This window comes from Dactylosporangium sp. NPDC048998 (assembly GCF_043197855.1).
Classification (GTDB): Bacteria; Actinomycetota; Actinomycetes; order Mycobacteriales; family Micromonosporaceae; genus Dactylosporangium.
In genome coordinates this window covers 205093-230889 of record NZ_JBICTV010000003.1, presented here as the reverse complement: position 1 = coordinate 230889, position 25797 = coordinate 205093, and the positions used below count along the sequence as shown (strand labels likewise).

Sequence of the window (25797 nt, the reverse complement as noted above, 5' to 3'; positions counted from 1 at the left end):
ATCAGACTTGTGTACCAGTCAGGAAGGTTGCACGCCATAACCTACAAAACGACGATCAACTTACGAAAGGGTCAGTGCTGCTCCTTCTTGTCCCTCTTCTTGTCCTTCTTGGACCCGTGGTCGTTGTGCGTCGCGACCGGGGCGGTGGTGGTCGGGGCCGGCGCCGCGGCGGGGGCGAGCAGCACCGAGCGGCACCCCGCGCCGTTGAGCGCGAAGTCGGTCGGGAGCGCGGTGGACTCGCGGTAGGCGCCGGTGATCGCGAAGTTCGCGCCACGGGACAGGTCGGCGGCGAGGTCGCGTCCGCCCAGCAGCACGGTTTCGCCGTCCTGGTGCCAGCTCGCGCCGTCGACCGCACCGATCGCCTGGCCGTCGGGAACGCGGAAGGTCAGGCTCCACCCGCCGTCGCCGCCCGACGCGGTGAGCCGCAGGTCGGCGGTGAAGGCGCCGTCGCGATCGCTGCGGACCGAGTACCGCACGGCGCAGTCCACCGCGGCGGGCGCCGGGGTGGCGGCCGCGGCCATCCACTCCGGCTTCGGGCCGCCGGCCGAACACATCGCGAGCCCGCTCACCGCCGCCGCGGCCACGACGCCGGCGGTCGCCAGCCTGCTGCGGGCGATGCGGGGCAGCGGCACCGTCGGCCGCGGGGCGGCGGGTGCCGCGCGCGGGGCGGGGATCCGCGCGGGCGGGGCCGCACCGGCGAGGATGCCCTGCATCTCGGCGGCGGACGGCCGGTGCTCGGGCGCCTTGGCCAGGCAGCGGGCGATCGCCCTCGCGACGGGCTCCGGGACCAGGCCCGGCGGCAGGGGCTCGGGCCGGGCGTGCCGGTGCGCCGCGATCACGCCGATGGTGGTCGTCTGCGCGGGCCACGGGAAGCGGCCGGTAAGGGCGCGGTACAGCAGCAGGCCGAGCGCGTAGACGTCGGTGGCCGCGGTGGTGGGCAGGCCGCGCAGCCGCTCCGGGGCCAGGTACGCGGGCGTGCCGAGGATCTCGTCCTGCCTGTCGCTGTGATCGCCGGCGATGGCGGAGATGCCGAAGTCGACGAGCTTGGCGCCGCCGTCGGTGAGCATCACGTTGGCCGGCTTGACATCACGGTGCACCAGGCCGCGCGCGTGGACCGCGGCCAGCGCGTCGGCGAGGTGGGCGCCGACGCGCAGCATCTGGGCGGGCGGGAGCGGGCCCGCCTGCTCCAGCGAGCGGCCGGTGACGAGCTCCATGACCACGTACGGCGCGCCGTCGGGGCCGTGGCCGAAGTCGTACACCTGCGCGATGTGCGGATGGCTCAGCACCGCGGCGACGCGCGCCTCCGCCTGGATGCGCCGCCGCGAAAGCGGGTCCGCGAGCAGCTTCGGGGCCAGCAGCTTGACCGCGACCGGGCGCTCGAGTACCTCGTCGAAGGCGCGCCAGACCACGGACATGCCGCCGGTGCCGAGGGGTTCGATCAGCCGGTACCGGTCCACGCCATGGTTTTGCCCAGATTCACGTCGGCCACACCACCTTCTCCGGCCCGGCGCGCGCCGAGGGTTTCGAGCAGGGCCAGGACGGGCTCGATCTTCTCGTAGAGCAGCAGCACGACGTCGCCGGGGCGGGCCAGGGCCAGCGCCGCGGGGATCGCCTCGTCGACGGTGCGCACCTCGGTGCACGCGGCGTCCGGGGCGACCCGCCGCAGCTCGTCGCGCACGATGCCGGGGACCTCGCCGAGGGCCCGGCCGCGGCGGTCGGCGTCCTCGTAGAGCACCACTCGGCCGAACCGCGCCCCGACCACGGCAGCCGACTCGCGCAGCAGGTCGTCACGCCGGTCGCCGGGCAGCGTGATCGCGGCGACCGCCCGCTCGCAGCCCCAGACCCGGTCGACGAGGTCGCTAACGGCGGCGATGGCGGCCGGGTTGTGCGCGTAGTCGACGAGCACGTGCACGTCGCCGCAGCGCAGCAGCGTGCCCCGGCCCGGGTTGTCGGCGGGGTCGTCGCCGAAGGTGCGGAGCCGCTCGGCGACCCGGGCGGTGGTCACGCCGAGCACGCGGGCCGCGGCGGCCGCGGCGAGCGCGTTGGCGACCAGGTGCCGGGCCGCGCCGCCGAAGCCGCCGCCGAGCTCGTGCGCGGCCAGCAGCGGCACCCACCGCCGCCCGGCGAGCTCGACCAGCCAGCCGTCGGCGAGCAGGTACGCGCGGCCGCCGGAGTCCCAGTGCCGCCGGACGAGCGGGTTGCGCGGGTCAAGGGCGAACCAGATGATCTCGCGCCCGGCGAACTCGAGCTCGCGGCTGCGCGGGTCGTCGGCGTTGAGCACGACCGCGCCGCCCTCCCGGACCCGCTCGGCGACGACGGACTTGAGGTCGACGAGGTCCTCCATGCTCTCGATGCCGTCCTGGCCCAGATGGTCGCTGGCGAGGTTGGTGATGACGCCGACGTCGCTCCAGTCGTACCCCAGCCCCTGGCGCACCAGGCCGCCGCGCGCGGTCTCCAGCACGGCCGCGTCGACGGTCGGGTCGCCGAGCACGACCCGGGCAGAGCGCGGGCCGGTGGCGTCGGCGCGCTGGACGGTCCGGCCGCCGACCATCACGCCGTCGGTCGTGGTCACGCCGACCCGCAGACCGGCGCCGGCGAGCAGGTGCGCGGTCAGCCGGGCCACGGTCGTCTTGCCGTTGGTGCCGGTGATCGCGACGATCGGGATGCGCGACGGGGTGCCCGCCGGGTAGAGCGCGTCGACGATCGTGGCGCCGACGTCGTGCTGCTCCAGGTGCATGCGCAGGCCGGGCGCGGCGTTGACCTCGATCACGGCGCCGCGGTCCAGCGGCAGCTCCTCGCCGATGTCGGGCAGGCGCAGGTCGATGCCGGCGATGTCCAGGCCGACCAGGCCGGAGACGCGGCGGCACAGGTCGGCCACCGACGGGTGGACCCGGCGGGTGACGTCGACGCTGGTGCCGCCGGTGGAGAGGTTCGCGTTATCGCGCAGCCACACCGTGTGGCCGTGCTCGGGCACGTCGTGCATGCTCAGGCCCTGCCGGCTCAGCAGCGTCCGGGCGACCTCGTCGACCGCCAGCCGGGTCAGCGCCCGGGCGTGGCCGACGCCGCGGCGGGGGTCCTCGTTGGCCCGCTCGACCAGGCCGGCGATGTCGGTGCCGCCGTCGCCGACCACGTGCGCGGCGACCCGCTCGGCCGCGGCGACGATCTCGCCGCCGACGGTGAGCACCCGGTAGTCGCGGCCGCCGACCTGGCGCTCGACGACCGCTTCGCCGCCGTCCGCGGTCGCGGCCAGGTAGGCGGCGCGCACCGCGTCGGCGGTGTCGAGGCCGAGGTACACGTGCTGCCCCTGCCGCCCGCCGCGGGGCTTGACCACGACCGGCGGGCCGAGCTCGGCGAAGAGCTGCAGCGCGGCCTCAATCATCGGGGCGGCGCCGCCGTGCGCCACGGGGATGCCGGCCTCGTCGAGCAGGCGGCGGGTGAGCTCCTTGTCGCCGGCGATGTCGACGCCGATCGCCGACGTCTGGTCGCTCAGCGCGGCCCAGACGAGCCTTCGGTGCCGGCCGTACCCGAGCCGCAGCAGGCTGAGGTCGCCGACGCGCTCGACCGGGATGCCCCGCTCGCGGGCCGCCCGCGCGATCGCCTCGGTGCTCGGGCCCGGCTTCTCCCGCTCGTACCGGCGCTGGAGCTCCTCCAGGTCGAGCGCCGGCGGCGGCTCGGCGCGCGTGAGGGGTACGACTATATTTATCGCTGTTTCTAATAATTTTTCGGACATTTCGGATTCGTGCGGCTCGTCCGCTGGACACTCCATGATGACGTCGAACGCCGACGGGTCCTGCGTGCCGACCGTCCGGCCGAAGCTCACCTCGCGGCCGATGCGGTTGGACAGCTCGATCGCCACGTGCTCGGCGGTGTGGCCGAAGTACGTGCCGCCGTAGAGCCGCTTGACGAACCCGCCCGGCGCGCCCGCCGCGCAGTGATGGTCGGCCAGGCCGGGCAGCAGATCCAGCAGCCGCTCCGGAAAGCCCGGAAAATCGCAGGTCTCGCGGCCGGTGAACCCGTCGAGCAGGACCCTGGTGACCTGGACGGGGCGGGCGAGGTACCGATTGGGCCCCCGCAACCGCCGGCTGCTCTCAATGCGCATGATCCTCTTCCGCTCTCCTCATCGGCGCCCGCTCGGTCAGGTTGAACCGGTGTCCGGCCGGCAGGACGTGCAGTTGGACGCCCCACAGGGCGATCGGCCCCTCAGCCTCGGCCGGGGGGCAGCTGATGTCGCGCGCCTGGCCGGCGTCGATCACGGTGACGGTGCCGTGCCCGAGGACCTCGAACACGTCGCCGTCGACGAGGATGGCGGTGTTCTCGTCGATGCCGAGCCCGAGCTCGTGCGGGAACATCGCGATCGCGCTGAGCAGCCGGTTGAGCCGCCCGCGCTGGGCGAAGTGCATGTCGATGAGCACACCGGGCAGGAACTCCATGCCGGGCCCGGTGCGCACGCTGGACGTGCTCACCGAGGCGACGCTCCCGCCAAGGATCATGGTGCTCGACATCATCGTGGCGCCCGCGCTGGTTCCGGCCAGGATCATCCCGTCGGCCAGCCGCGCGTGCAGCGCGGAGTCCACCTTCGAGCCGCCGACGACGGTCGTGATGCGCAGCTGGTCGCCGCCGGTGAAGAACACGCCGGTGGCCCGCTCGATGGCGGCCACGGCGAGATCGCCGTTGGCGTCCTCCCGCGACTCCAGGCGCAGCGGCGTGACCCGCTCGGCGCCGAGCCGGTGGAAGACCTCGGCGTACTCCTTCTCGCGCTCGGCCGGGCTCTCGCTCGCCGTGGCGATCACCACGAGCTGCGCATCGCCCCTGCCCGCGAGCAGCACAAAGCGCTCGAGGATCTCGTCGTCGCCCGCGTCATGGCTCTCGGCACCGCCGATGACGAGCAGCTTTCCCGGCATCCCACCTCCACAACCCCTTCATCTTGCAAACCGGGGCCCGCCGCCGCCTCGCGTTTGCCGGGATTGCCCTGTAGCGGGGCGCGGGACACTCATGCCACGAATGTCCCGCGCCCGTCCGGCGCTGATGATCAGGAAGCGGCGGTGAAGGTGTAGGAGCCGGCCGGCAGGTAGTACGTCGCCGAGCCGGCCGGGACCGCCTGGGCCGGGGCGGCGACCGACGCCGGGTTCGACGTCGGCACCCGGACCGTCGCCGAGGCGCCGGCCGGGACCGTCACCCGCAGGGTCAGCGTCCCGCCGGAGATCGACCAGTCGCTGACCGCGTTGCCGTACGGCGTCTCGTACGCCGACTTCGCCGACGTCAGGCCGCCGCCCGGCCGCGGGGCGACGAGCAGCGCCGAGTAGCCGGGCGCCGCCGGGCCCAGGCCGCCGACCTGCCGGTACAGGAAGTCGCCGACCGAGCCCAGGCCGTAGTGGTTGAAGGAGTTCATCCCGGGGTCGTTGAACGAGCCGTCGGTACGGATGCCGTCCCAGCGCTCCCAGATGGTGGTGGCGCCCTTGCCGATCATGTAACCCCAGCCGGGGAAGCCGGGCTGCATGAGGATCTGGTACGCCGTGTCCGCGTGCGCGTTGTCGGCGAGGACCGGCAGCAGGTTCTCCACGCCGAGGAACCCGACGGAGAGGTGCCCGCCGGTCGCGGCGACCTTCGCGGCGAGCCGGTCCGCCGAGGCCTGCACCCGGTTGGCGGGCAGCAGGCCGAACGCGAGCGCCAGCACGTACCCGGTCTGCGTGTTGCCGCTGACCGTGCCGTCGACGGCCACGAACCGGTTCGTGAACGCCGCCGCCACCTGGTCGGCGAGCTGGCCGTAGGAGGTCGCCTCGGCGGTGCGGCCGGTCGCCGCCGCCATCCGGGACACCAGCCGCGCCGACCACGCGAAGAAGGCGGTCGAGATGACGTCCTGGGCGGTGTTGTCGTTGACGTTGAGCCAGTCGCCGTACGTCGGCTGGTTGCGGATGAGATCGGCGCCCGACGTGCTGCGCAGGTAGTCGACCCACTTCGCCATCGCCGCGAAGTGCTCGTCGACGACGCGGACGTCGCTGTAGCGCTGCCACAGGGTGTACGGCACGATCACGCCCGCGTCGCCCCACCCGGCGGTGCCGGCGCCGCAGCACACGCCCGGGGCGACGTCGGTGAACGCCCCGTCGGAGCGCTGGGCGTCGACGAGGTCGTCGGCGAACTTGTCGAGGAAGGCGTGCACGTCGACGTTGAAGGTGGAGGTACCGCTGAAGATCGCGATGTCGCCGGTCCACCCGAGCCGCTCGTCGCGCTGCGGGCAGTCGGTCGGGATCGAGAGCATGTTGCTGCGCTCACCCCAGAGGATGTTGTGCTCCAGCTGGTTGAGCATCGCGTTGGACGTGGTGAACGTGCCCAGCTGCGCGCCGCTCGTCCACACCGCGCGGCCGGTGATCGTGTCCGCGGTCGGCGTGAAGCCGGACGGGGCGCCGGTGAGCTCGACGTAGCGGTACCCGTGCACGGTGAACCGCGGCTCGTACGTCTCGGTGCCGGTCCCGGCGAACGTGTACCGGTCGGTGGCCTGGGCGTTACGCAGGTTGGCCGTGTAGATCGTGCCGTTCGGATTGAGCACCTCGGCGTGGCGCAGCTGGACCGTGGTGCCGGCCGGGGCGGCCATCGTCAGCCGGTTCGAGCCGGCGAAGTTCTGGCCCAGGTCGAACACCCACACGCCGGGCTGTGGCTGGGTGACCGCCACCGGCCGGAACTCCTGCTGCACGGTGACGCCGCCGTCGACCTGCGCCACCAGGCTGGGCTTGGCGCCGCTCTTCACGGCCACCGCCGGCCATGCGCCGTCGTTGAACCCGGGGCCGTCCCACCCGGCGATGCTCATCCTGGCGTCGTAGGTCTCGCCGTTGTACAGGTCGTCGGCGCGGATCGGGCCGGTCGTGACCTTCCAGCTGCTGTCCGTGCGCACCGTCTGGGTGGTGCCGTCGGTGAACGCGATGACCAGCTGGGCGGAGTACCACGGCTGCGTGCCGTAGCGCTGGCTGCCGGCGAAGCCCAGGCTCCCGGAGTACCACCCGTTGCCCAGCCATGCGCCGAGGGCGTTGTCTCCCTGACGGATCTGCCCGGTGACGTCGTACTCCTTGTACTGCAGCCGCTTGGTGTAGTCGGTCCAGCCCGGCGCGAGCACGTCGGTGCCGACCTTGGCGCCGTTGAGCCGGGTCTCGTGCAGGCCGAGCGCGGTGGTCAGCAGCCGCGCCGAGCCGATCGGCTTGCTCACCGTGAAGCCCTTGCGCACCAGCGGGGCGGCCTTGGCGACGACGACGTTGGAGGCCCACGGCCCGCTGCCGTACGTCGCGACCGCCTTCGCCGCGGGCCACGCCGAGTCGTTGAAGCCCGGCTGGTTCCAGCCCGACGGCGCGCTGGTGAACGACTTCCAGGCCGCGTCGGTGGTGATCGTCGGGCTGCCGCTCACGGTCAGCTTCGCGATCATGCCGGCCGGCGACTGGGTGGTGTTCTCGGTGGAGATGGCGATGGTGTTGGTACCGGCGGTGAGCCGGCTCGTCAGGTCGAGCGCCGCGGCCTGTTGCCACGACTGGTAGACCCGCGGCGAGGAGCTGACCTGTACGCCGTTGACCCACACGTCGGCGGTGTCGTCGCCGGTGACGACCAGGGTGGCGCTCGACGGGGCGCCCGGCAGGGTGAAGGTGCGCCGGAAGTAGCGCGTCGACGGGGGCACGCCGGCGGCGGGGTCGCCCTCGGGATACCAGATCCAGGTGGCCCCGGACAGGTCGGCGTTCACCGCCGGCTGCCCGATGAAGTCCGCGGTCCACTCGGTCGCCGGGGCGCGCAGCGCGGTCTCGAAGGTCCGGGTCGCGCCCCACCCGCTCGCGCGGCCCTGGGTGTCCCAGACGCGCACGCGCCAGTAGTACCGCTTCATGCTGCTCAGCGCGGGCCCGCCATAGACGACGTCGACCTGGTTGCCGGACGGCACCCGCCCGCTGTCCCAGACGTCGGCGGTGTTGCCGCTCGTGGTGGAGACCTGGATCTGGTACGCCGCCTGCCGCTGCTGCGCGGCGGTCGAGCTCAGCTTCCACCCGAACCGCGGCTGCGCGGCGTCGACCCCGAGCGGGTCGACCCAGTGCTCGACGGTTCCGCTCGCGACGCTCAGCGGCGAGGCCACGGCGGGGTCGGGCAGGACCACGGAGGTGTTCCACGGCGAGGACCCGTAGAGCCCGAGATCCTGCGCCGCGGGCCACCCGCCGTCGCCGAACCCGGCCTGCTCCCACCCGGCCGGCGCGTTCTGCCCGGCCTTCCAGGTGCCGTCGGTGACGAGATCAGTGGTGCCCCCGGCGGTGACGACGCGAACGTGCCCGATGACGCCGGCCGGCCCCACGGTGGTGTTCTTCACCGCCAGAGCAATGGTGTTGGTACCGCCGGTGAGCGCGCTCTGCAGATCGACGTAGAGCGCGTTCTTCCACGCATCGACGACCCGCGACGACCCAGCGAGCGGCTTGCCGTTGAGCCAGACGTCGACGGTGTCGTCCCCGGTGACGACGAGCTGCGCGTCGCTGACGCCCCCGGCGGCGACGCTGAAGGTCTTGCGGAAGTACCGGTACTCGGCCGGCGCGCTGGTGCGCGGATCCCCTTCGGGGTACCAGATCCAGTGCGCCCCCGACAGGCTGACCGGCGTCGCCGCCACCGCGGGCGCCGGCGGCGCGACGAGAACGGTAGCGGCGAGCGCGAGCAGCGCGATGGCGGCCGCGCGACTTCGTTTCTGCAGGGGCATGGCGGGCTCCCTTGGTTTGTGTCGAGGTGTATGAAACGTTTCATTAAAACGTTTCATACACCCGTGGTGCGCTTACTGTAATGAGACAGGCGTCAATTCGCAACGCCCTCGCCCGCAGGCCGCGGTGCGCGGGGTGGTCGGTCAGTCGGTCTCCGGGCGTTGGCGGGGGTCGGGCTCCGGGAGCCGTAGGACCCGCGTCCGGTCCTGGTCCGGTGAGTGGTTCGGTTGCTCGGCGCGGGCGTCGGTCATTGCCGCGGACAGGGCCGCGTTGATCCGCGAGCCGCCGCGCTTGAAGCCCAACTGGCGGCGGGCCTCGTCCAGGACCTGCTCCTCGGTGCGCAGCAGGGTGTCGGACTCGATCCAGCGGATCAGGTCGACCAGGAGCTCGTGCGGGTACTCACCGATCGGGCGGCCGGGGGTCAGGGCCGGGCGGGGCAGGGGGCGGCCGTCGTCGTCCCCGGCCGGGTCGGGGGTCGGGGGTTGCCGGTCGAGCACGACCGTGGGCTCGTCGGTGCGGCGCGCCTCGACCGCGGCCACCGCCTCGTCGTACGCGGCGCGGGCGCGGGCGGTCTCGGCGACCGGGTCGGCGAACCAGTCCGTCGACCAGATCCGGTGGAAGCGCCAGCCCAGGCGTTCGAGCTGCTCCTGGCGCAGGCGGTCGCGGTCGCGGGCGGTGCTTGCCGAATGATAGGAGGCCCCGTCGGTCTCGATGGCCAGGACCATCTCGTCGGGGGTGGTCGGGTGGGCGCAGGCGAAGTCGATGCAGTACCCGGCCACGCCGAACTGCGGGGTTACGGAGATGCCGGCGGCGGCCAGGCGGTCGCGGACGTCCTGCTCGAAGGGGTTCAGGGGCGGGCGGGCGGTGGTGGTCGCGGCCAGGGAGGTGCCGCCCGACTCCGCGTACTCGAGGTAGGAGCGCAGCAGGCGCACGCCGTCGCTGGTGCTGCGGGACGGGTCCATGTCGGTGGCGGTGAACGAGCTGACCAGGGTCATGCGGCGGCGGGCCCGGGTGACGGCGACGTTCAGGCGGCGCTCGCCTCCGGGCAGTAGGAGGGGGCCGAAGCGGTACAGCAGGCGGCCGGCCGAGTTCTTGCCGTACCCGATGGAGAGGATGATCGCGTCGCGCTCGTCGCCCTGGACGCGCTCGAGGTTCTTGACGAAGAACGGCTCGGGCGCGGTCTCGGCGAAGAACGGGTGCAGCTCGCGGCGGGCGGCCAACGCCCTGCGCAGGGCGAGGTCGATGCGCTCGGCGTGGGTGATGCCCATCGTGATGACGCCGAGCGACTCGTTGGGGCGGACCTGCGCGTGCTGGAGGATGAGCTCCACGACGCGCTGGACCTCGGCGGTGACCGAGTCGGTCGCCTCCTCCCCCACGGCGTCGCCCGCCGCGAAGGGCACGTGGACGTGCTGCACGGTGCCGGAGCCGGCCACGCCGGGGAAGGTGACCAGCGAGCCGTCGTAGATGTGGGCGTTGGAGAAGCCGATCAGGCGGTCGTCCTGGCTGCGGTAGTGCCAGCGCAGCAGGTAGCCGGGCAGCAGCGCGGTCAGCACGTCGAGGATCGACTCGTACCCCGAGGTCAGCGACAGGTCGATCGAGCCGTCGGGGTTGACGCCGAGCGGGTCGGCGGCGGTGCCCTCCTCGGCCGCGGTGAAGAACGACGTCGGGGGCAGCTGGTGCTCGTCGCCGGCGACGACGATCTGGCGGCCGCGCAGCAGGGCCGGCACGGCGTCGGCCGGGGTGACCTGGCTCGCCTCGTCGAAGACGACCACGTCGAAGAGGTCGGCCTGTGCGGGCAGCAGCTGCGAGACGACCAGCGGGCTCATCGCCCAGCAGGGGCGCAGGGCGGTGAGTATGTGCGGCGCGGTGGCGAACAGCTGGCGGATCGGCAGGTGCCGGCGCTTGAGGTTGGCCTGGTGCTCGACCAGGCGGCTCTCGTCCGGGTACTCGTCGCGGACGCGCGTGATGTGCTCGGCCACGGCGCGCAGCACCCGGGTCGCGGTGGCGTCGATGTGGCGGTGGTCGGCGTCGCGGTACTCGGCGACGGTGCGGGTGTGTAGCGGGCCGTCGAAGGCGCCCACGCGCGGGTCGGTGAAGTTGAGGTGCTGCACGATCGAGGCGTTCCAGCAGGCGTCGAAGACGGCGGCGGCCAGGTCGGCGTCGGGGCGCCGGGCGACCAGGTCGGCGACGAGCTGGTCGAGGCCGAGGGCGTCGAAGGCGTTGCCGAGCTCGTTGAGGCGCGGCATCCGGCGCAGGGTGCGCTCGTCCGCGGCGAGGGCGGCGACGACCCGGCCGAGCCGGTCGAGGTCCATGGTGGCCATCGGGATGTGGCGGCAGTACCGCTGAAGCCCCTGCACCTGCGCGTCCAGCTGGTCGAACGCGGCGCGGGCGCGCGGCAGCTCGGCGGGCAGGCGCGGGGTGCCGCCGTCAACGGCCAGCCGGGCCCACTGCTCGCGCTGGGCGAGCGCCGCCGACAGGCCCTCGAAGAGCTGCTGCCGGCCGGGGGTGCCCGGGCCGCGCCACAGCTGGGCGGCCTGCTTGCGCATGCGGCGGCGGGTCAGCCAGCCGGCGTCGGTGCCGGGCTGCCCGGCGTGCGCGCGGCGCCAGTCCCTGCCGGCGGCGGAGGCGATGTGCATGGGCAGGTCGGCCCGGTAGTCGATACGGAACACCTCCTCGCGGAACCGGGCAAGGGTCGCGGCGACCCCGTCGAGGAGGGCGAAGAGGGCGCGCCAGCCGGCGAGGTCGGCCGGGGCCCGCAGGCCGGTGTGGTCGGCCACGTATCGCAGGGCCGGCCGCGCGTCGGCGAGCGTGCGCCGAGCGAGGCGCTCGGCGAGGTCGAAGGCGGCCTCGGCGTCGGCCGGGGTGGCGACATCGGCGCCGATCCAGCCGGACTCCTGCTCGGTCGCGGTGAACCCGCCGAGCGTCGCGTAGTCGCGCAGCTGCTCGCGGACCCGGCGGGCGGTCGCGGCGTCGAGGACGGCGAGCGCCGGGCCGCGCAGCCGCACCGCGGTCATCGGCCACACCACACCGTTCAGCCGGATCAGCTCCGCCTGGGCCTGGTACGCCGAGATCCCCCACGGCTCGCGCGGCTGGTGCATGGCGTCGTCGTGGTCGTTGAGCGTGGCCCGGCGCGCGGCGAGCGTCTCGTGCAGCACGCCGAGATCGGGCTGGGCGATGCGGGCCGCCGAGTCGAACGCGGCTTTGAGGTCGGCGGCGACCTTGCGCCGCGAGGTGGTGCCGTCGTGCACGTCCATCACCAGGTTGCCCAGCCCCCGGCGGGCGAGCCGGTCGGTGACGGCGGTGATCGCGGCGCGCTTCTCGGCCACGAACAGCACCCGCTTGCCCCGTGCGACCAGCGACGCGATCAGGTTGGCGATGGTCTGGCTCTTGCCGGTGCCGGGCGGGCCCTTGATGACGCTGTGCTGGCCGGCGAGGACCGCGTTGATCGCGTAGTTCTGCGAGGAGTCGGCGTCGAGGACCAGGAACTCGTCCTCCGGCAGGATCCAGTCGGGCTCGCGCAGCGCGATGCCGGCCGCCGGGCGCAGCGCCGCCTGGGCGTCGCGGTCGCCGGCGATCGCGGCGATGACGTCGTGCTCGACCAGGGCCCGGGCGGCCACCCGCAGGTCGGTGACCATCGGCAGCTTGGCGTAGGAGAACGTGCCGAGCACGAAGCGGGGGCTGACCGCGAAGTCGCGGACCCGCCCGCTCGCCTCCTTGACGAGCCGCTCGTACAGCGGCTGCGGATCGAAGCCGGCGGTGTAGCTGACCAGCTCCTCGAGCTCGTCGGCGTCGACCCGCACGCCGAAGTCCTCCTCGAGCAGCTGCAGCAGCGTCGGGTTGAGCTCCAGGTCGCCCTGCAGGGTGAGATCGAAGTCGTCCTCGGCCGCGCCCCGGGCCCGCAACAGGGCCGAGCGCAGCAGCACCGGCGCGGCCGGCACGGCCCCGCCGCCGGGCGGCTGGGCCCAGGTGGCGCTGCCGATGGCGGCGAAGCAGGTCTCGATGCCGCGCTCCTCGGTGAGCTCGCGCGCCTTGTTGCGGATGGTGCGGGCCCGCTTGATCGCGGCCGCGTGCGCCTCGGGATCGGCGAAGAGGTGGCCGAGGGGCAGGGTGCGGCCGCCGAGCAGGGCTTCGAGCGAGACCGGGTCGGCGGCGCTCAGGTCCAGCGTGCCGGCCCGCAGGTCGCGGTAGTACAGCAGCGTGTTGCGCCCGCCGAGATCGATCAGCTGGGACCGCCACCGGCGGGAAGCCTCCTGGACCAGCGCGCCGCGCCGGTCGACAAGGTCCTCCACGGTTGCGAGCGTAGCGGCCCCGCGCAGCCACCCGCAGCAGCCAGCCAGTACCGATAGACCGATGCCTTCGGCGCTACAGCGCCATTCCCCGCCGGTCCGGGTGACGGCCGAGCCACGCGGCGTAGCGCTCGTTGCGGCGCGCCGCGTCGGCGTAGGACTCGATCGCGTACGCCCACACCTGCCCGGCCAGGTCCGCCGCGGGGCCGTCGGGCAGCCAGCCGAGCATGTGCCGCCAGTGCAGCGGCGCCCCGGCGATCGGCACCGTGGTCAGGCCGGCCATCGGCCGCAGCGTGGCCTGGCACAGCCCCACCGCGTCGCCGGACTCGATGAGGTCGATGGCGCCGCGCACCTCGGTCTCGAAGAGCACCTTCGGCGTGAAGCCCGCCTTCGCGCAGGCCGCGGCGTGGCAGGCGGAGAAGCACCCGTCCCCCGGCGCGGCCACCCACTGCGCCTCGGCGAGCTCGGCCAGGTCCACCTCGTCGCGGCCGGCGAGCTCGTGCCCCTCCGGCAGCAGCAGGAAGACGGGGTCGGCGGCGACCGCGCGCCAGGCCAGCCCGGTGTCGGTGGCCGGCGGGGCGTCGCCGCACGCGCCGACCAGCACGAAGTCGAGCCGGCCGGTCAGCACGAGGTCGCCGAGCTCCGCGGCCGACCAGGACGCGTAGGTGCTGACCTGCGCGGCCGGGTGGTTGGTCGTGATCCGGTGCACCAGGCCGCCGAGGATCGGGCCGTTGACCGCGCCGATCCGGTACCGCCCGGTGGTGCCGGCCGCGCTGGCCAGCCGGGTCGCCTCGTCCTGCAGCCCCTTCACCGCGGGCAGGAGCACGCGGGCGCGGGCCAGCACCAGCTCGCCCAGTGGGGTGGCCCGGGCGCCGCGCCGGTCGCGCTCGAACAGCACGCCGCCGAGCGCGCGCTCGATGCGCTGCAGCTGGGCGGTGAGCGCCGGCTGGGCGAGCCCGAGCGCCGAGGCGGCCTTCGTGACGCTGCCGGCGTCCGCGATCGCACATACGATCCGCAGATGCCGCAGCTCCAGATCCATACAGAGACCGTAGGGCGGTTCGGCCCCAGGCAGAAGGCCTGATCGCATCGAGACGTGCCGTTTTACCGAATCTTCAAATTCCTGATCGCCCGTGGCCGCGGTCACGCGGTCGTTCACCGGCATCACCAGCACGGTCACGCGCGACATCACTAGGCTGAATCGGTGATCAGCCGCTGGGCCGCCGCCGGGTCCGCGATCGCCGGGACACTCGGCGCCGCGGGCCTGGCCGCCGCTGTGGCGGGATCGGCGCCGTGGCGCTATGTGTCGGAGTCGGGCGTGCCCGGCGCGCCGCACGCCCCGCTGTACCAGGTCAGCATGCTCCTGCTGGCGGCCTCGCTGGCGCTGCTGGCGGTGCCCGCGCGGCGCGCCTGCGCGCTGATCGGCGGCTCGCTCGGGCTCGCCGCCCCGCTGGCCCTCGTGGCCGGCGTCGTGCACTGCAGCCCGGGGTGCCCGCTGCCGCCGTACGAGACGCCGGCCGCGCGCGACCTCGTCCACGCGGCCGGCGCGATCGGCGCGCTGCTGCTCTGCGCGCTGGCGATCCTGCTGTACTCCGTGCTGCCGATCACCCGCCGCCTGCGCCAGGCCGGGTGGGTCGGGGTGCTCGTCGCGTATCCGCCGCTGATCCTGTCCGCGGCCGGCATCCTCTTCGCCGGGCGCTCGCTCTTCACCGGGGTGGCGGAGCGCATCGCCCTGGTCGCCGTGTCCGCCTGGGTGGTGCTGACGGCCGCCCTGCACCTCCGGGCCAGGTCATGACCGGTCGTCATAGGCTCAGGTCCAAGTCATGCCGCAGCCGGAGCGAAGCGGAGGTTCCGGCATGACCCGGACGGTGGTCGTCACCGGTGCCAGCGCCGGCATCGGGCTGGCCGCCGCGCGCCGCTTCGCCGCGGCCGGCGACCGGCTCGTGCTGCTCGGCCGGGACGAGCGCCGGCTGGCCGCGGCCGGCGCCGAGCTCCCGGGCGCGACGACCGTCCGCGCCGACTTCGCCGATCTCGGCCAGGTGCGCGCGGCCGCCGGGGCCGTCGCCGCGGCCTGCGAGCGCATCGACGTGCTCGTCAACAACGCGGGCGGGCTGTACCGCGGGCCCCGCGCGGTGGTCGTCAACCACCTGGCCGGGTTTCTGCTCGCCCACCTGCTGCTCGACCGGCTGCGCGCCGGCCGGGCACGGATCGTGACCACGGCGTCGCTGGCCGAGGCGTGGGGCGTGCTCGACGTCGACACGCCGCTGCGCCCGTCGCCGGCGCATCGGGTGCGGTGGCTGGCGTACGGCTCGTCGAAGCAGGCCAACCTGCTGTTCACAGCCGAGGCCGCGCGGCGCTGGGGCCCGCTGGGCATTCTGCCGACGGCGTTCTTCCCCGGGCTGGTGCGCAGCCGGTTTGCCCGGACCAGCCCGCTGTTCACGCTCGGCCGGCTGATCCCGGTGGTGTACACGTCCCCGGACCGGGCCGCCGGCACGCTGCAGTGGCTCGCCGACGCCCCGGCCGAGCAGCTCGTCCCGGGCGGGTACTACTTCCTACGCCGCCCCTTCGCCGCGACGCCGCGGTCGACGAGCCCGGACCGGGCGGCGCGGCTGTGGGAGGCCTCGCTGGCGTTAGTCCGGTAGCGCGATCTCGTCCCAGACCGCGTCGGGGCCCGGGTTGGCGGTGAAGTCGTAGCGGACACCCGGCTCGCCGATCGCGACCAGCGTGGCCGAGCCGGAGCCGTACAGCAGGCCGTCGACCTCCCGGCGGATCAGCAGCGGGCGCTCGGCGGCGCCGGTGAACTCGCCGCCGGACAGCAGCCCGATCCAGTCGCCCCACGCCGCGCGCGGCGGCAGCCCGGGCTTCGGGTCGGGGTTCGCGGCGGCGCGCAGCGGGGCGAAGTCGTTGACGTCCACGCCCTGGTTGACGAGCACGTGGTCGCCGGGCTGCAGGAGCCGGTGCGTGACCGCCGTGCCGTCCCACGAGGTCACCGCGACCTCGGTGGGCTCCGCGCGTACCAGATGGAAGGCATCGAAGGCCCGGAGCACGTCGTCGTCCGGCGGGAACGGGGCCAGCGGGAGCGAGCCGCGGGTCGGGCGGTCGCCGGCCGGCGGCAGCGGCGGGTAGCCGTTGAGCAGGGCGGTGACGCTCGGGCGGGCCGGGTCCACGGCCAGCCAGGTCCCGCCGGCGGTGCTGTCGCGGCCGCCGAACCGGCCCGGCCAGTGCTCGGCGGGCGGCTCCCAGGGGCGGGCCAGGTACTCGTCGCGGACGGCGGCCAGCAGCACGGGCCAGGTGGCGTCGGGGTCGAACCGGAGGAGCACGGTGCACATGGACCGAACGTTATGCCCCGCCCAGCTGAGGGATCCGGGCGGTCAGCCAATCCGCGAAATCGTCGGCCGGCAGCGGCTTGGAGATGTGGTACCCCTGGACCAGGTTGCGCCCCTCGTGGCGCAGGTGGAGCAGGGTCTGCTCGTCCTCGACGCCCTCCGCCACGACCATGAGGTCGAGGGCGTGACCGAGCTGGACGGCCGAGCGGACCACGGCGCGGTCGCGGTGGTCGACGGCGATGCGCTGCACCGAATCGTCACGGCACGGGGTTTTGCTCCCGCCGGATCGCGCCCGGGCCGGGCTGCGGGACGACGTCACGGGGCGCGATGCCGAGGTGGCCGTGCTCGCAGATCAGGGTGGCGTGGACGTGGGCGCCGCAGCCGCGGTGGACGGTCTCCAGCGGCGGGCCGCCCGGGTCGGCCAGGTAGCGGTCGCCCCACTCGCGGACGGCCACGATCATCGGGTACAGGTCGAAGCCCTTCTCGGTGAGGCGGTACTCGTCGCGACCCCGGGAGCCGGGCTCGCGATACGGGACCCGGCGCAGGATGCCGTTGTCGACCAGCACGCCGAGCCGGTTGGTGAGCACCTGGCGAGGAATGCCGGTGCGCACGCGCATGTCGTCGAAGCGGAAGATGCCGTTGAAGACCTCGCGGAGCACCACGATCGTCCACCGCTCGCCGAGGATCGCCATCGCCCGGCCGATGGTGCAGTTGTCCACCGACCATTCGAGTGCTCTAGGTCTCATGCAGTCAGGCTAGCGCCGAGCTGGGTCTTATTGACAGATCCAGCCTGGGCCGGGAGGCTGGGTCCATGACGCAGACCGAGGGAGAACTCCGCAGCCGCACGTTCTCGTGGTCCGATCCGATGCTCAACGCGGCGGAGATCGGCCGGCGAAGCGGGCTGGAGCTGCTGCAGGCCATGTCCCGCGGCGAGCTGCCCGCGCCGCCCGTCACGCACCTGCTGGGCACGGGCAAGGTCGAGGCCGAGGCCGGGCGCGTGGTGGTGACGCTCGAGCCGCAGGAGTACCACTACAACCCTCTCGGCAGCGTCCACGGTGGCGTACTGGCCACGCTGCTGGACACCGCGACCGGCTGCGCCGTGCACTCGACGCTGCCGGCCGGGATCGGGTACACCACGCTCGACCTGACCACGAAGTTCCTGCGCCGCGCCTCGATCGCCTCCGGCGTGCTGACCTGCGAGGGCACCGTCATCTCCAAGGGCCGGCGGACCGCGCTCGCCCAGGCCCAGATCACCGACGCCCGCGGCGTGCTGGTCGCGCACGCCACCTCCACCTGCATGCTGTTCGACCTGTAGTTCACAGCCGGCACACAGCTGCCGTTGAAGGCGCCGGAAGGGTCGCGGCGCACCTTGGCAGCATGACGACCACGCTGACCCCTCCGGCCGCACCCGAGGCCGACGCCGGGACCCCGGCCGGCAGGAAGGCCGGCCCTCCGGTCTGGGTGCGCCCGGCGCTCGCGCTGCTCCTGCTCGCCACCGGCGCGCTGTACCTGTGGAACCTCAGCGCCTCCGGCTGGGGCAACGCCTTCTACGCCGCGGCCGCGCAGGCCGGAAGCGAGAGCTGGAAGGCGTGGTTCTTCGGCTCCTCGGACGCCTCCAACTTCATCACCGTGGACAAGACGCCGGCGGCGCTGTGGGTCACCGGCCTGTCGGTGCGGATCTTCGGGCTGAGCTCGTGGAGCGTCCTGGCCCCGCAGGCGCTGATCGGCGTGGCCGCGGTCGGCCTGCTGTACCTCACCGTCAAGCGGTGGCACGGCCCGGCCGCCGGGCTGCTCGCCGGCGCGGTGCTGGCCACCACGCCGGTCGCCACGCTGATGTTCCGCTTCAACAACCCCGACGCGCTGCTCACGCTGCTGCTGGTGGCCGGGGTGTACGGCATGCTGCGCGCCCTGGAGCGCGGCAGCACCTGGTGGCTGGTGTTCGCGGGCGGCGCGATCGGCTTCGGGTTCCTGACCAAAATGCTGCAGGCCCTGCTGGTCGTCCCGGCGTTCGGGCTGGCGTATCTGCTGTTCGCGCCGACCGGCTGGGGCCGGCGGCTGGTGCAGCTGCTCGTGGCCGGCGCCGCGGTGATCGTCTCGGCCGGCTGGTGGGTGGCGATCGTGTCGCTGACGCCGGCCTCGTGGCGGCCGTACGTCGGCGGCTCGCAGACCAACTCGATCCTCGAGCTCACCCTGGGGTACAACGGCTTCGGCCGGCTGACAGGCAACGAGACCGGCAGCGTCGGAGGCGGCGGCCCGGCCGGCGGCGGCTGGGGCGAGACCGGCTGGTCGCGCATGCTGGACGGGCAGACCGGCGGCCAGGCGTCCTGGCTGCTGCCGGCGGCGCTCATCCTCACCGTCGCGGGCCTGATTTGGTCGACGCGCGAGGCGGCCTACGTGCTGTGGGGCGGCTGGCTGGTCACCACCGTCGTGGTCTTCAGCTCCATGCAGGGCATCTTCCACGACTACTACACGGTGGCCCTGGCCCCGGCGATCGGCGCGCTGGTCGGCATGGGCGCGGCGACCCTGTGGCGGCGCCGGTCCGATCTCTACGCCCTGCTGGTCCTCGGTGGCACCGTCGCGATCAGCGCGATCTGGTCGTACATCCTGCTCGAGCGCAGCAGCGACTTCCACCCGTGGCTGCGGGTGGCGGTGCTCGCCGCCGGCGCGTTCGGGGCCGCCGGCATCCTGCTCAGCCAGCAGCTCGGCCGGGGCCCGCGGCTCGCGGCGGCCGCCCTGGCGCTCTTCGCGATCCTCGGCGGCCCGGTCGCCTACTCGCTGAACACCGCCGCCACGGCGCACGCCGGCTCGATCGTCACCGCCGGCCCCGCGGTCGCGGGCGGCATGGGCCGCTTCGGCGGCCGCGGCGGCTTCGGCGGCGCGCCGCCCGGCGGCGGGGGCTTCACGGGCGGGGGCTTCCCCGGCGGGGGCTTCCCGGGCCGCGGCGGGGGTGGCATGGGGGGCCTGCTCAACGCCACCACGCCGGGCGCCGAGGTGATCTCGGCCCTTCGGCAGGACAGCTCGAAGTACGCCTGGGTCGCCGCGGCGGTCGGCTCCAACAACGCCTCCGGCTACCAGCTCGCCGCCGAGCTGCCGGTGATGGCGATCGGCGGCTTCAACGGCAGCGACCCCGCGCCGAGCCTGGCGCAGTTCCAGCAGTACGTCCAGCAGGGGAAGATCCACTACTTCATCGGCGGGTCCGGGTTCGGCGGGCGCAGCAACGGCGGCAGTAGCGTCAGCGCGGAGATCGCGGCCTGGGTGGAGGCCAACTACACGCCCCAGACGATCGGCAACACGACCCTCTACGACCTGACCGCCTGACCGGCCGCTGGTCAACGGAAATGTCCGGACACGCCGTGTCCGGACATTTCCGACTTTTCGTACATGTGCCAATTGTGGATTCACAGGCTGGGCACAGGTTGGCCGAAAGCTTCCGGAAGGTCGGAGCCCGAGCGTGGTCCCCATGAGCACAGAGACCCTTCCTCGCGCCAGCGGCGCCGGCGACCCGAACGCCGGCGCCGTCCTCGACGTCGTGATCCCGGTCTACAACGAGGAGGCCGATCTCGAGCCCTGCGTCCGCCGGCTCCACCAGCACCTCACCGAGGGCTTCCCGTACCCCTTTCGGATCACCGTCGCCGACAACGCCAGCACCGACGCGACCCACGCGGTGGCCACGGCGCTCAGCGTGGAGCTGCCGGGCGTCGAGGTGCTGCGCCTGGCCGAGAAGGGCCGCGGGCGGGCGCTGAAGCGGGCGTGGTCGGCGTCGGACGCGCCGGTGCTCGCGTACATGGACGTGGACCTGAGCACCGACCTCAACGCCCTGCTGCCCCTGGTCGCGCCGCTGCTGTCGGGGCACTCCGACCTCTCCATCGGCAGCCGGCTGGCGCGCGGCTCGCGCGTGGTGCGAGGCCCGAAGCGCGAGTTCATCTCCCGCAGCTACAACCGCATCCTGCGTACCGCCCTGAGCGCCCGCTTCTCCGACGCGCAGTGCGGCTTCAAGGCGATCCGGCGGGACGTGGCCGAGCAGCTGCTGCCGATGGTCGAGGACATCGGCTGGTTCTTCGACACCGAGCTGCTCGTGCTCGCCCAGCGGGCCGGCCTGCGCATCCACGAGGTGCCCGTCGACTGGATCGACGACCCGGACAGCCGCGTCGACATCGTGGCCACCGCGGTTGCCGACCTCAAGGGCATCGCCCGGCTGGGCCGCGCCCTGGTCACCGGCAAGCTCCCGCTGGCCGCCCTGCGCAGCCGCTTCGGCCGCACCCCGCTCGTCGAGGGCGTGCCCGCCGGGATGCTGCCCCAGCTGCTGCGCTTCGGCGGCATCGGCATCCTCTCGACGGTGGCCTTCCTCGCGCTCTTCGCCCTGCTCCGCCCGGCCACCGGCGCCCAGGCCGCGAACTTCGTCGCCCTGCTGACCACCGCGGTCGCCAACACCGCGCTCAATCGGCGGCTGACGTTCGCCATCCGCGGCGCCGAGGGTGCGCTGCGCCACCAGGTGCAGGGCCTGCTGCTCTTCGCGCTGGGCCTGGCCCTGAACGCGGCGGCGCTGGCGCTGCTGAACGTGGCCGCCCCCGGGCACGGCCATTTCGCCGAGCTGGCGGTACTGGTGGTCTCCAACGCCGTGACCACGCTCCTGAGGTTCGTGCTGATGCGCGTGTGGGTCTTCCGGCGCGCCGGAACACTTGGTGCAGACGAGTCAAGTCCGACAGATCGGCGTCATCCGTACGATACCGTCCAAACCGATGAAAGCGGGATTTCTTCATGAAGTGCGCGACGGTGTCACGCCGCGCGCGGGTGCGCTGGTCCTCGCGGTCCTCGCCCTCCAGCTGGCGTTCATCGCCAGCTACGTCGGGGCCTTCCAATGGGCCTCTTCGAGATGCACTGACCGACTTATCGCCTTTTATAACCCGACAGGCGAAAAATGCGATAAGTCGTGGCGCGGAGCGCCCGACTTATCGCGGGAGGTCACGACCAGCCGAAGTGGGGTGGGCGGCGTTCGGTGAACGCGGTCAGGCCTTCGGCCAGCTCCGCCTCATCCTGATCCGGCGGGTCGCCGTCCGCCAGCACCCGCTTTGCGGCGAACTGCGTCAACCCCGAGCGGGCGGCGATCGTGGTGGCCACGCGCAGTACCGAATCGGCCAGATCGGCGGCGGGTACCACCGCGTCGACGAGGCCCATGCGCTCGGCCGCCGCGGCGTCGATCAGGTCTGCGGTGTAGAGCAGCAGTTTCGCGCGGGCCGGGCCGATGAGGGTGGCCAGCCGGCGGGTGGTCGACGGAGGGTACACGATCCCGAGTTTGGCCGGGGTCACGCCGAAGCGGCTGTCGTCCGCGGCGAAGCGCAGGTCGCACGCCACGGCGAGCTGGCAGCCGCCGCCGACGCAGAAGCCGTCGATGCGCGCGATCGTGGGCTTCGGGAAGCCGGCCAGCGCCCGCTCGGCCGCGACCGCGAAACTCGCGTCGCCGGCGCGGGCCACCGCCGCGGCCTCGGTGATGTCGGCGCCCGCGCAGAACGTGCCGCCCGCGCCGGCGAGGATCAGCACGCGTACCGACGGGTCCTTGGCCGGGCCGTCGAGCAGGCCGGGCAGGGCGCGCCACATCGCCGCGGTCATCGCGTTGCGCTTGGCGGGGTTGGTGATGACGATCGTGGCGATCGGGCCGTCCTGCGTGAGGACCAGCTCGCCGCTCACCATTCGTGCACGGGGACGTTCGAGTGCATCCTCGGAAGGTACTCCTGCAGCAGCCTGCGCATCGTGTCGTCCCGCTCGACCGGGCCGCTGCCCTCGATCGCGTGCGCCGCCTCGACCTGCCAGGCGGCGCCGTTGCGCTGCGCCAGGCAGCGCTGCTCGATGATGCCCAGCAGCCGGTCGCGGTGGTCCGGGGCGACGCCCCACTCGTCGAGGCCCTCGTAGGCCAGCGGCAGCAGCCGGCGCAGCACCAGCTCGGTCACCGGCACCGAGCCGAGGCCGGGCCAGAACACGGCGGCGTCGATGCCCTGCCGCGCCGCGGTGTGGAAGTTCTCCTCCGCGGCACCGAACGACATCTGTGTCCACACCGGACGGTCCTGCCCGGCGAGGCGGTGCACGAGCCCGAAGTAGAAGGCGGCGTTGGCCATGCTGTCCACCACGGTCGGCCCGGCGGGCAGGACGCGGTTCTCCACGCGGACGTGCGGCCGGCCGTCGACCACGTCGTAGATGGGCCGGTTCCAGCGGTAGATCGTGCCGTTGTGCAGCCCCAGCTCGCCCAGGTGCGGCGTCCCGCCGTGGTCGAGCGTCGCGATCGGGTCCTCGTCCTCGCAGATCGGCAGGAGCGCCGGGAAGTACCGCACGTTCTCCTCGAACAGATCGAAGATCGAGGTGATCCAGCGCTCGCCAAACCAGACCCGCGGGCGCACGCCCTGGGTCTTGAGCTCCTCGGCGCGGGTGTCGGTCGCCTGCTCGAACAGCGGGATCCGGGTCTCGCGCCACAGCTCCTGGCCGAACAGGTACGGCGCGTTGGCCCCCAGCGCCACCTGCGCCGCCGCGATCGCCTGGGCTGCGTTCCAGTACGCCGCGAACCGCTGCGGCGCGACCTGTAGGTGGAACTGCACGCTCGTGCAGGCCGCCTCGGGCGCGATCGAGTCGCACCGCACGTGCAGCCGCTCCACGCCGTCGATCGCGATCAGCAGGTCTTCCCCGCGCGCGGCGAAGATCTGCTCGTTGAGCAGCGCGTACCGCGGATTCGCCGACAGCACGTCGGGCGTCAGCTGGTCGCGCCGCAGCGTCGGCAGGATCCCGATCATCGCCAGCCGCGCGTCCGCCCGCACCGCGTGCTCCTCGGCGGCGTTGAGGCTCTCCCGCACCTGCGCCTCGAACCGCCCGAACCCGTCGCCCTCCAGCTGGCGCGGCGGCACGTTGATCTCGATGTTGAACTGCCCCAGCTCGGTCACGAACGCCGGGTCGGCCACGGCGTCGAGCACCCGCTGGTTGCGCAGCGCCGGCTCGTACCGCTCGTCGACGAGGTTGAGCTCGATCTCGAGCCCGCTCATGCCGCTGCCGACGTCGAAGTTGGACTCGGCCAGCATCCGGGCGAACGCATCGAGGCATCGGCGCACCTTGTCGCGGTAGCGCATCCGGTCTTCGCGGCTGAACACGTGCGATTCGACGTCCTTGCCCATGGGATGCCACCTCCGCCGGGGGAAGAGCCGTCCATCTGGCATACCACGCGCGACGCCCTTTTACTCCTGTCTCGTCACGCGGGTCGCAGACTGAGGTGTTTCAGGGCGGCGTGTACGTCGCTGAGCTTGGGCAGCGCCTCCAGGAACTCCTCCCACGCCGCGCGGTCCCGCCGCCAGGCGTCGAGGTACTGCACGCACAGCTCCGGCGTGATCTCGGCCCGGCTGTTCTGCGCGGCGTGCAGCGCGTCGGCCATCTTCTTGCGCTGCTCGGGCGGCAGCGGCAGCCCGTGCGCGCGCTGGAGGATGCCGGCGATGAACGCGCCGCGCCGGGCAAGGTAGTCCCGCCAGAAGTCCAGGCCGGCGTCGGCGAGCTCGCGGCCGTCGTCGAGCAGCTCGAAGACCCCCTCGGCAAGGCAGTCCCCGAACTCCTGCCGGCGCGCCCGCGTCGGGCCGTCGAACGGGTCGTACTCCTTCTGCTCGGCCCGCCCCGTGATCGCGACCCGGCGCTCGCGGATGTGGTCGAAGAGGAAGAACCAGTCCTCGTTGTACACGTGGGGGAAGTACGAGCGGCTGGTCGCCGGCACGAGCAGCGCGCCGCCGCCGATGAAGGTGTCCTGCACCCCGCCGACTTCCCGGTTGGCGTGGCAGACCACCGAGTTGTCCGGGAAACCGGCGTTGGCCAGCCCGACGGCGTCGTACTCGGCGAGCAGCCCCGCGGCGCCGCGCACGTCATCGGCGGTGACCGCGATGTCGTCGTCGAGGAAGAGCACCGACCGCCAATCCGGCATCATGTGCGCGACCGCAAGGGCGATGTTGCGTTTCATGCTGGTGTCGGTGCGGCTGCGAAACGGCGTCTCGCGGAGCACCTCGTCGGCGTTCAGCCGCGGCAGCCGGGCCCGGGGCGGCACGTCGACGGCCACGGCCGACACGTCGGCCCGCGCGGCCTCGCTGATCACCAGGCTGGCGCTGCTCCACCTGCTGCACAGCACCAGGAGCAGGCAGTCCAGCTCGCGGGCCAGGCGCATCGCGTCGCGGACGCGGTCGACCGGCCGGTTGGTGGGCACGACAACGGCGTCCACAGCGCCCGGAGCCGAGGTTTCCAACCGGAGCAGTTGCCTGTGGGAGAAGTGATGATGCGGATTGGTGGAGTCCGTCATAAAACTGCCGACTCCACGCGTCGCCTCCAGGACTCCCCATTCGTGTGACGAGTACTTTACGGCCCGCGCCGTCCCATGTCACAGCTGCTCAGCCGGACCGCATCGGCCATTCGTGCAGTCGGATGCGCGGATCGGTCCAGTTCGGAACGGTGACGATCCCGGCGACGATCCGCACGCGCGAGACCAGGCTGAACGTCGGCACGCTGCCGAAGCGCCACTCCAGGTAGCGGAAGTTCCGCTCGCGCCAGTCGACGTCGGTCAGAGCCCTGACGATGCCGTAGGTGCCACGGCCGTACATCGCGTTGAAAATGGTCACGGTCATGGCCTGGCGGCTGAAGGGATTCGGCGCGCGGCACAGGTGCGCCACGTCCTCGAGGAGCCTGAGCCGTCCGTCCACCTTCTCGAGCACCGGGACCAGCGTGCGGCTGGCGCCGTCGGGGTCCGTGACCTCGAACGCACCGGCCTCGATGCCATCCCGGCCGACCTGCGCGACCGGGAGGCCCAGCACGTCGTACACCTGCCTGGTCAGAGTGTTCCAGTCGACGCCGCCGAGCAGCAGCAGATGGGTGTCGAGGTCGGCGCGGTCGAGGCGGGTGACCAGCTTGTAGCGGATCCGGTTGTTCGGGTTGACCTGGCGCAGGTAGCTGTAGAGGTCGAACAACGCGTCGGGGTCGGCGTAGCTGTACAGCTCGACGTGGTCCGGGGACAGCGGATCAGCGTACTCCCGCGCCGCCTGCAACTGCTCGGGCAGCTCGGCGCAGACGACGGTGAGCGGCTCGCCGAGCGGGAACCGCAGCGGGTTCGCCGGCTCCGACTCCAGGCCCAGCTTCTTCTTCAGCTCGTCATAGCTGACCCGCTCCTCGGGCGTCAGCGCCTCGAGGTCGAGCAGCTCCGGCCGCTGCCCGGCGAAGGAGCGTGGAGTGGCGAACAGGCGTGCGTACTTCTCAAGGTGTGTGGGGCCGGGCCGGGCGGCGCCGACCGGCTTCTCCCACGAGGAGATGAGCGGCACGCTGACACCGAAGGCGTGCGCGAGGTCGCCCTGACTCACCTTCATGGGCGAAAGTCCGTGAACGTCGGCTGTAGTCCGCAGGTCGCGCAGCCGCTGCGCGAGGTCCTCAGGCTCCGTCAAGCCCGCCCCCTTCAGTCGACTTCAGGAGTTGGCGATCGTCTCGCCGCCG

Annotated in this window: 17 protein-coding genes and 1 pseudogene; 5 read left to right on the top strand and 13 right to left on the bottom strand. The window is 73.1% G+C overall.

Going from position 1 to position 25797, the window contains the following annotated elements:
• Positions 1 to 71: 71 nt before the first annotated feature.
• The 6 genes from ACGFI8_RS08390 to ACGFI8_RS08365 all read right to left on the bottom strand — a co-directional run bounded on the left by ACGFI8_RS08390 (position 72) and on the right by ACGFI8_RS08365 (position 14027).
• A complete protein-coding gene (locus tag ACGFI8_RS08390) occupies positions 72 to 1457 on the bottom strand; it encodes a protein kinase (protein ID WP_392801790.1) in 1386 nt (461 codons plus the stop codon).
• Entirely contained in the window at positions 1439 to 4099 is a 2661-nt protein-coding gene (cphA, locus tag ACGFI8_RS08385; protein WP_392801787.1) for a cyanophycin synthetase, read from the bottom strand. Before cphA ends, ACGFI8_RS08390 begins: the two co-directional genes overlap by 19 nt.
• Positions 4089 to 4901, bottom strand: a complete 813-nt coding sequence (locus ACGFI8_RS08380) for a cyanophycinase (RefSeq protein WP_392801785.1) — start codon at positions 4899 to 4901, stop codon at positions 4089 to 4091. Before ACGFI8_RS08380 ends, cphA begins: the two co-directional genes overlap by 11 nt.
• Positions 4902 to 5029: 128 nt before the next feature.
• Positions 5030 to 8704: a family 78 glycoside hydrolase catalytic domain gene (locus ACGFI8_RS08375; RefSeq protein ID WP_392801782.1), complete on the bottom strand. Its 3675-nt coding sequence runs from the start codon at positions 8702 to 8704 to the stop codon at positions 5030 to 5032.
• 141 nt (positions 8705 to 8845) lie between these two features.
• Entirely contained in the window at positions 8846 to 12991 is a 4146-nt protein-coding gene (locus tag ACGFI8_RS08370) for an AAA domain-containing protein (protein ID WP_392801779.1), read from the bottom strand.
• A 73-nt stretch (positions 12992 to 13064) separates the two neighbouring features.
• Positions 13065 to 14027: a LysR family transcriptional regulator gene (locus ACGFI8_RS08365; protein ID WP_392801777.1), complete on the bottom strand. Its 963-nt coding sequence runs from the start codon at positions 14025 to 14027 to the stop codon at positions 13065 to 13067.
• Between the two features lie 162 nt (positions 14028 to 14189).
• On the opposite strand from ACGFI8_RS08365, the gene ACGFI8_RS08360 reads away from it, so the two are divergent.
• A complete protein-coding gene (locus ACGFI8_RS08360; protein WP_392801775.1) occupies positions 14190 to 14780 on the top strand; it encodes a DUF998 domain-containing protein in 591 nt (196 codons plus the stop codon).
• Between the two features lie 61 nt (positions 14781 to 14841).
• Complete coding sequence (locus tag ACGFI8_RS08355; protein ID WP_392801773.1) at positions 14842 to 15627, top strand: SDR family NAD(P)-dependent oxidoreductase; 786 nt, start codon at positions 14842 to 14844, stop codon at positions 15625 to 15627.
• On the opposite strand, the gene ACGFI8_RS08350 is transcribed toward ACGFI8_RS08355, so the two are convergent.
• Genes ACGFI8_RS08350 through ACGFI8_RS08340 form a run of 3 tightly spaced genes read right to left on the bottom strand, consistent with a single transcriptional unit; the run spans position 15616 to position 17057 of the window.
• Complete coding sequence (locus ACGFI8_RS08350) at positions 15616 to 16314, bottom strand: NRDE family protein (protein WP_392801770.1); 699 nt, start codon at positions 16312 to 16314, stop codon at positions 15616 to 15618. The genes ACGFI8_RS08355 and ACGFI8_RS08350 overlap by 12 nt on opposite strands.
• 10 nt (positions 16315 to 16324) lie before the next feature.
• The gene (locus ACGFI8_RS08345; protein ID WP_392801768.1) at positions 16325 to 16561 is read right to left on the bottom strand and encodes an EAL domain-containing protein; all 237 of its coding nucleotides are present in this window, start codon (positions 16559 to 16561) and stop codon (positions 16325 to 16327) included.
• Positions 16562 to 16568: 7 nt separating this feature from the next.
• Positions 16569 to 17057, bottom strand: coding sequence for a winged helix-turn-helix transcriptional regulator (locus ACGFI8_RS08340; protein ID WP_392801766.1), 489 nt, complete (start codon positions 17055 to 17057; stop codon positions 16569 to 16571).
• 65 nt (positions 17058 to 17122) lie between these two features.
• On the opposite strand from ACGFI8_RS08340, the gene ACGFI8_RS08335 reads away from it, so the two are divergent.
• The 3 genes and pseudogenes from ACGFI8_RS08335 to ACGFI8_RS08325 form a co-directional block, all read left to right on the top strand.
• Positions 17123 to 17626 carry a PaaI family thioesterase gene (locus ACGFI8_RS08335; protein ID WP_392801763.1) on the top strand — a complete coding sequence of 168 codons (504 nt, stop codon included), beginning with the start codon at positions 17123 to 17125 and terminating at the stop codon, positions 17624 to 17626.
• 62 nt (positions 17627 to 17688) lie between these two features.
• Positions 17689 to 19629 carry a glycosyltransferase family 39 protein gene (locus ACGFI8_RS08330; RefSeq protein WP_392801761.1) on the top strand — a complete coding sequence of 647 codons (1941 nt, stop codon included), beginning with the start codon at positions 17689 to 17691 and terminating at the stop codon, positions 19627 to 19629.
• 142 nt (positions 19630 to 19771) lie between these two features.
• Positions 19772 to 20986: pseudogene (locus ACGFI8_RS08325) on the top strand (glycosyltransferase); the annotation flags it as partial.
• A 287-nt stretch (positions 20987 to 21273) separates the two neighbouring features.
• On the opposite strand, the gene ACGFI8_RS08320 reads toward ACGFI8_RS08325, so the two are convergent.
• The 4 genes from ACGFI8_RS08320 to ACGFI8_RS08305 form a co-directional block, all read right to left on the bottom strand.
• Positions 21274 to 21999, bottom strand: a complete 726-nt coding sequence (locus ACGFI8_RS08320; protein WP_392801758.1) for an enoyl-CoA hydratase/isomerase family protein — start codon at positions 21997 to 21999, stop codon at positions 21274 to 21276.
• Entirely contained in the window at positions 21993 to 23462 is a 1470-nt protein-coding gene (locus tag ACGFI8_RS08315) for a glutamate--cysteine ligase (protein WP_392801756.1), read from the bottom strand. The genes ACGFI8_RS08320 and ACGFI8_RS08315 overlap by 7 nt, the downstream gene beginning before the upstream one ends.
• A gap of 74 nt (positions 23463 to 23536) precedes the next feature.
• On the bottom strand, positions 23537 to 24526 hold the full coding sequence (locus ACGFI8_RS08310) for a hypothetical protein (RefSeq protein ID WP_392801753.1): 990 nt from the start codon (positions 24524 to 24526) through the stop codon (positions 23537 to 23539).
• Positions 24527 to 24707: 181 nt separating this feature from the next.
• Positions 24708 to 25748, bottom strand: coding sequence for a helix-turn-helix domain-containing protein (locus ACGFI8_RS08305; protein ID WP_392801751.1), 1041 nt, complete (start codon positions 25746 to 25748; stop codon positions 24708 to 24710).
• Between the last annotated feature and the right edge of the window lie 49 nt (positions 25749 to 25797).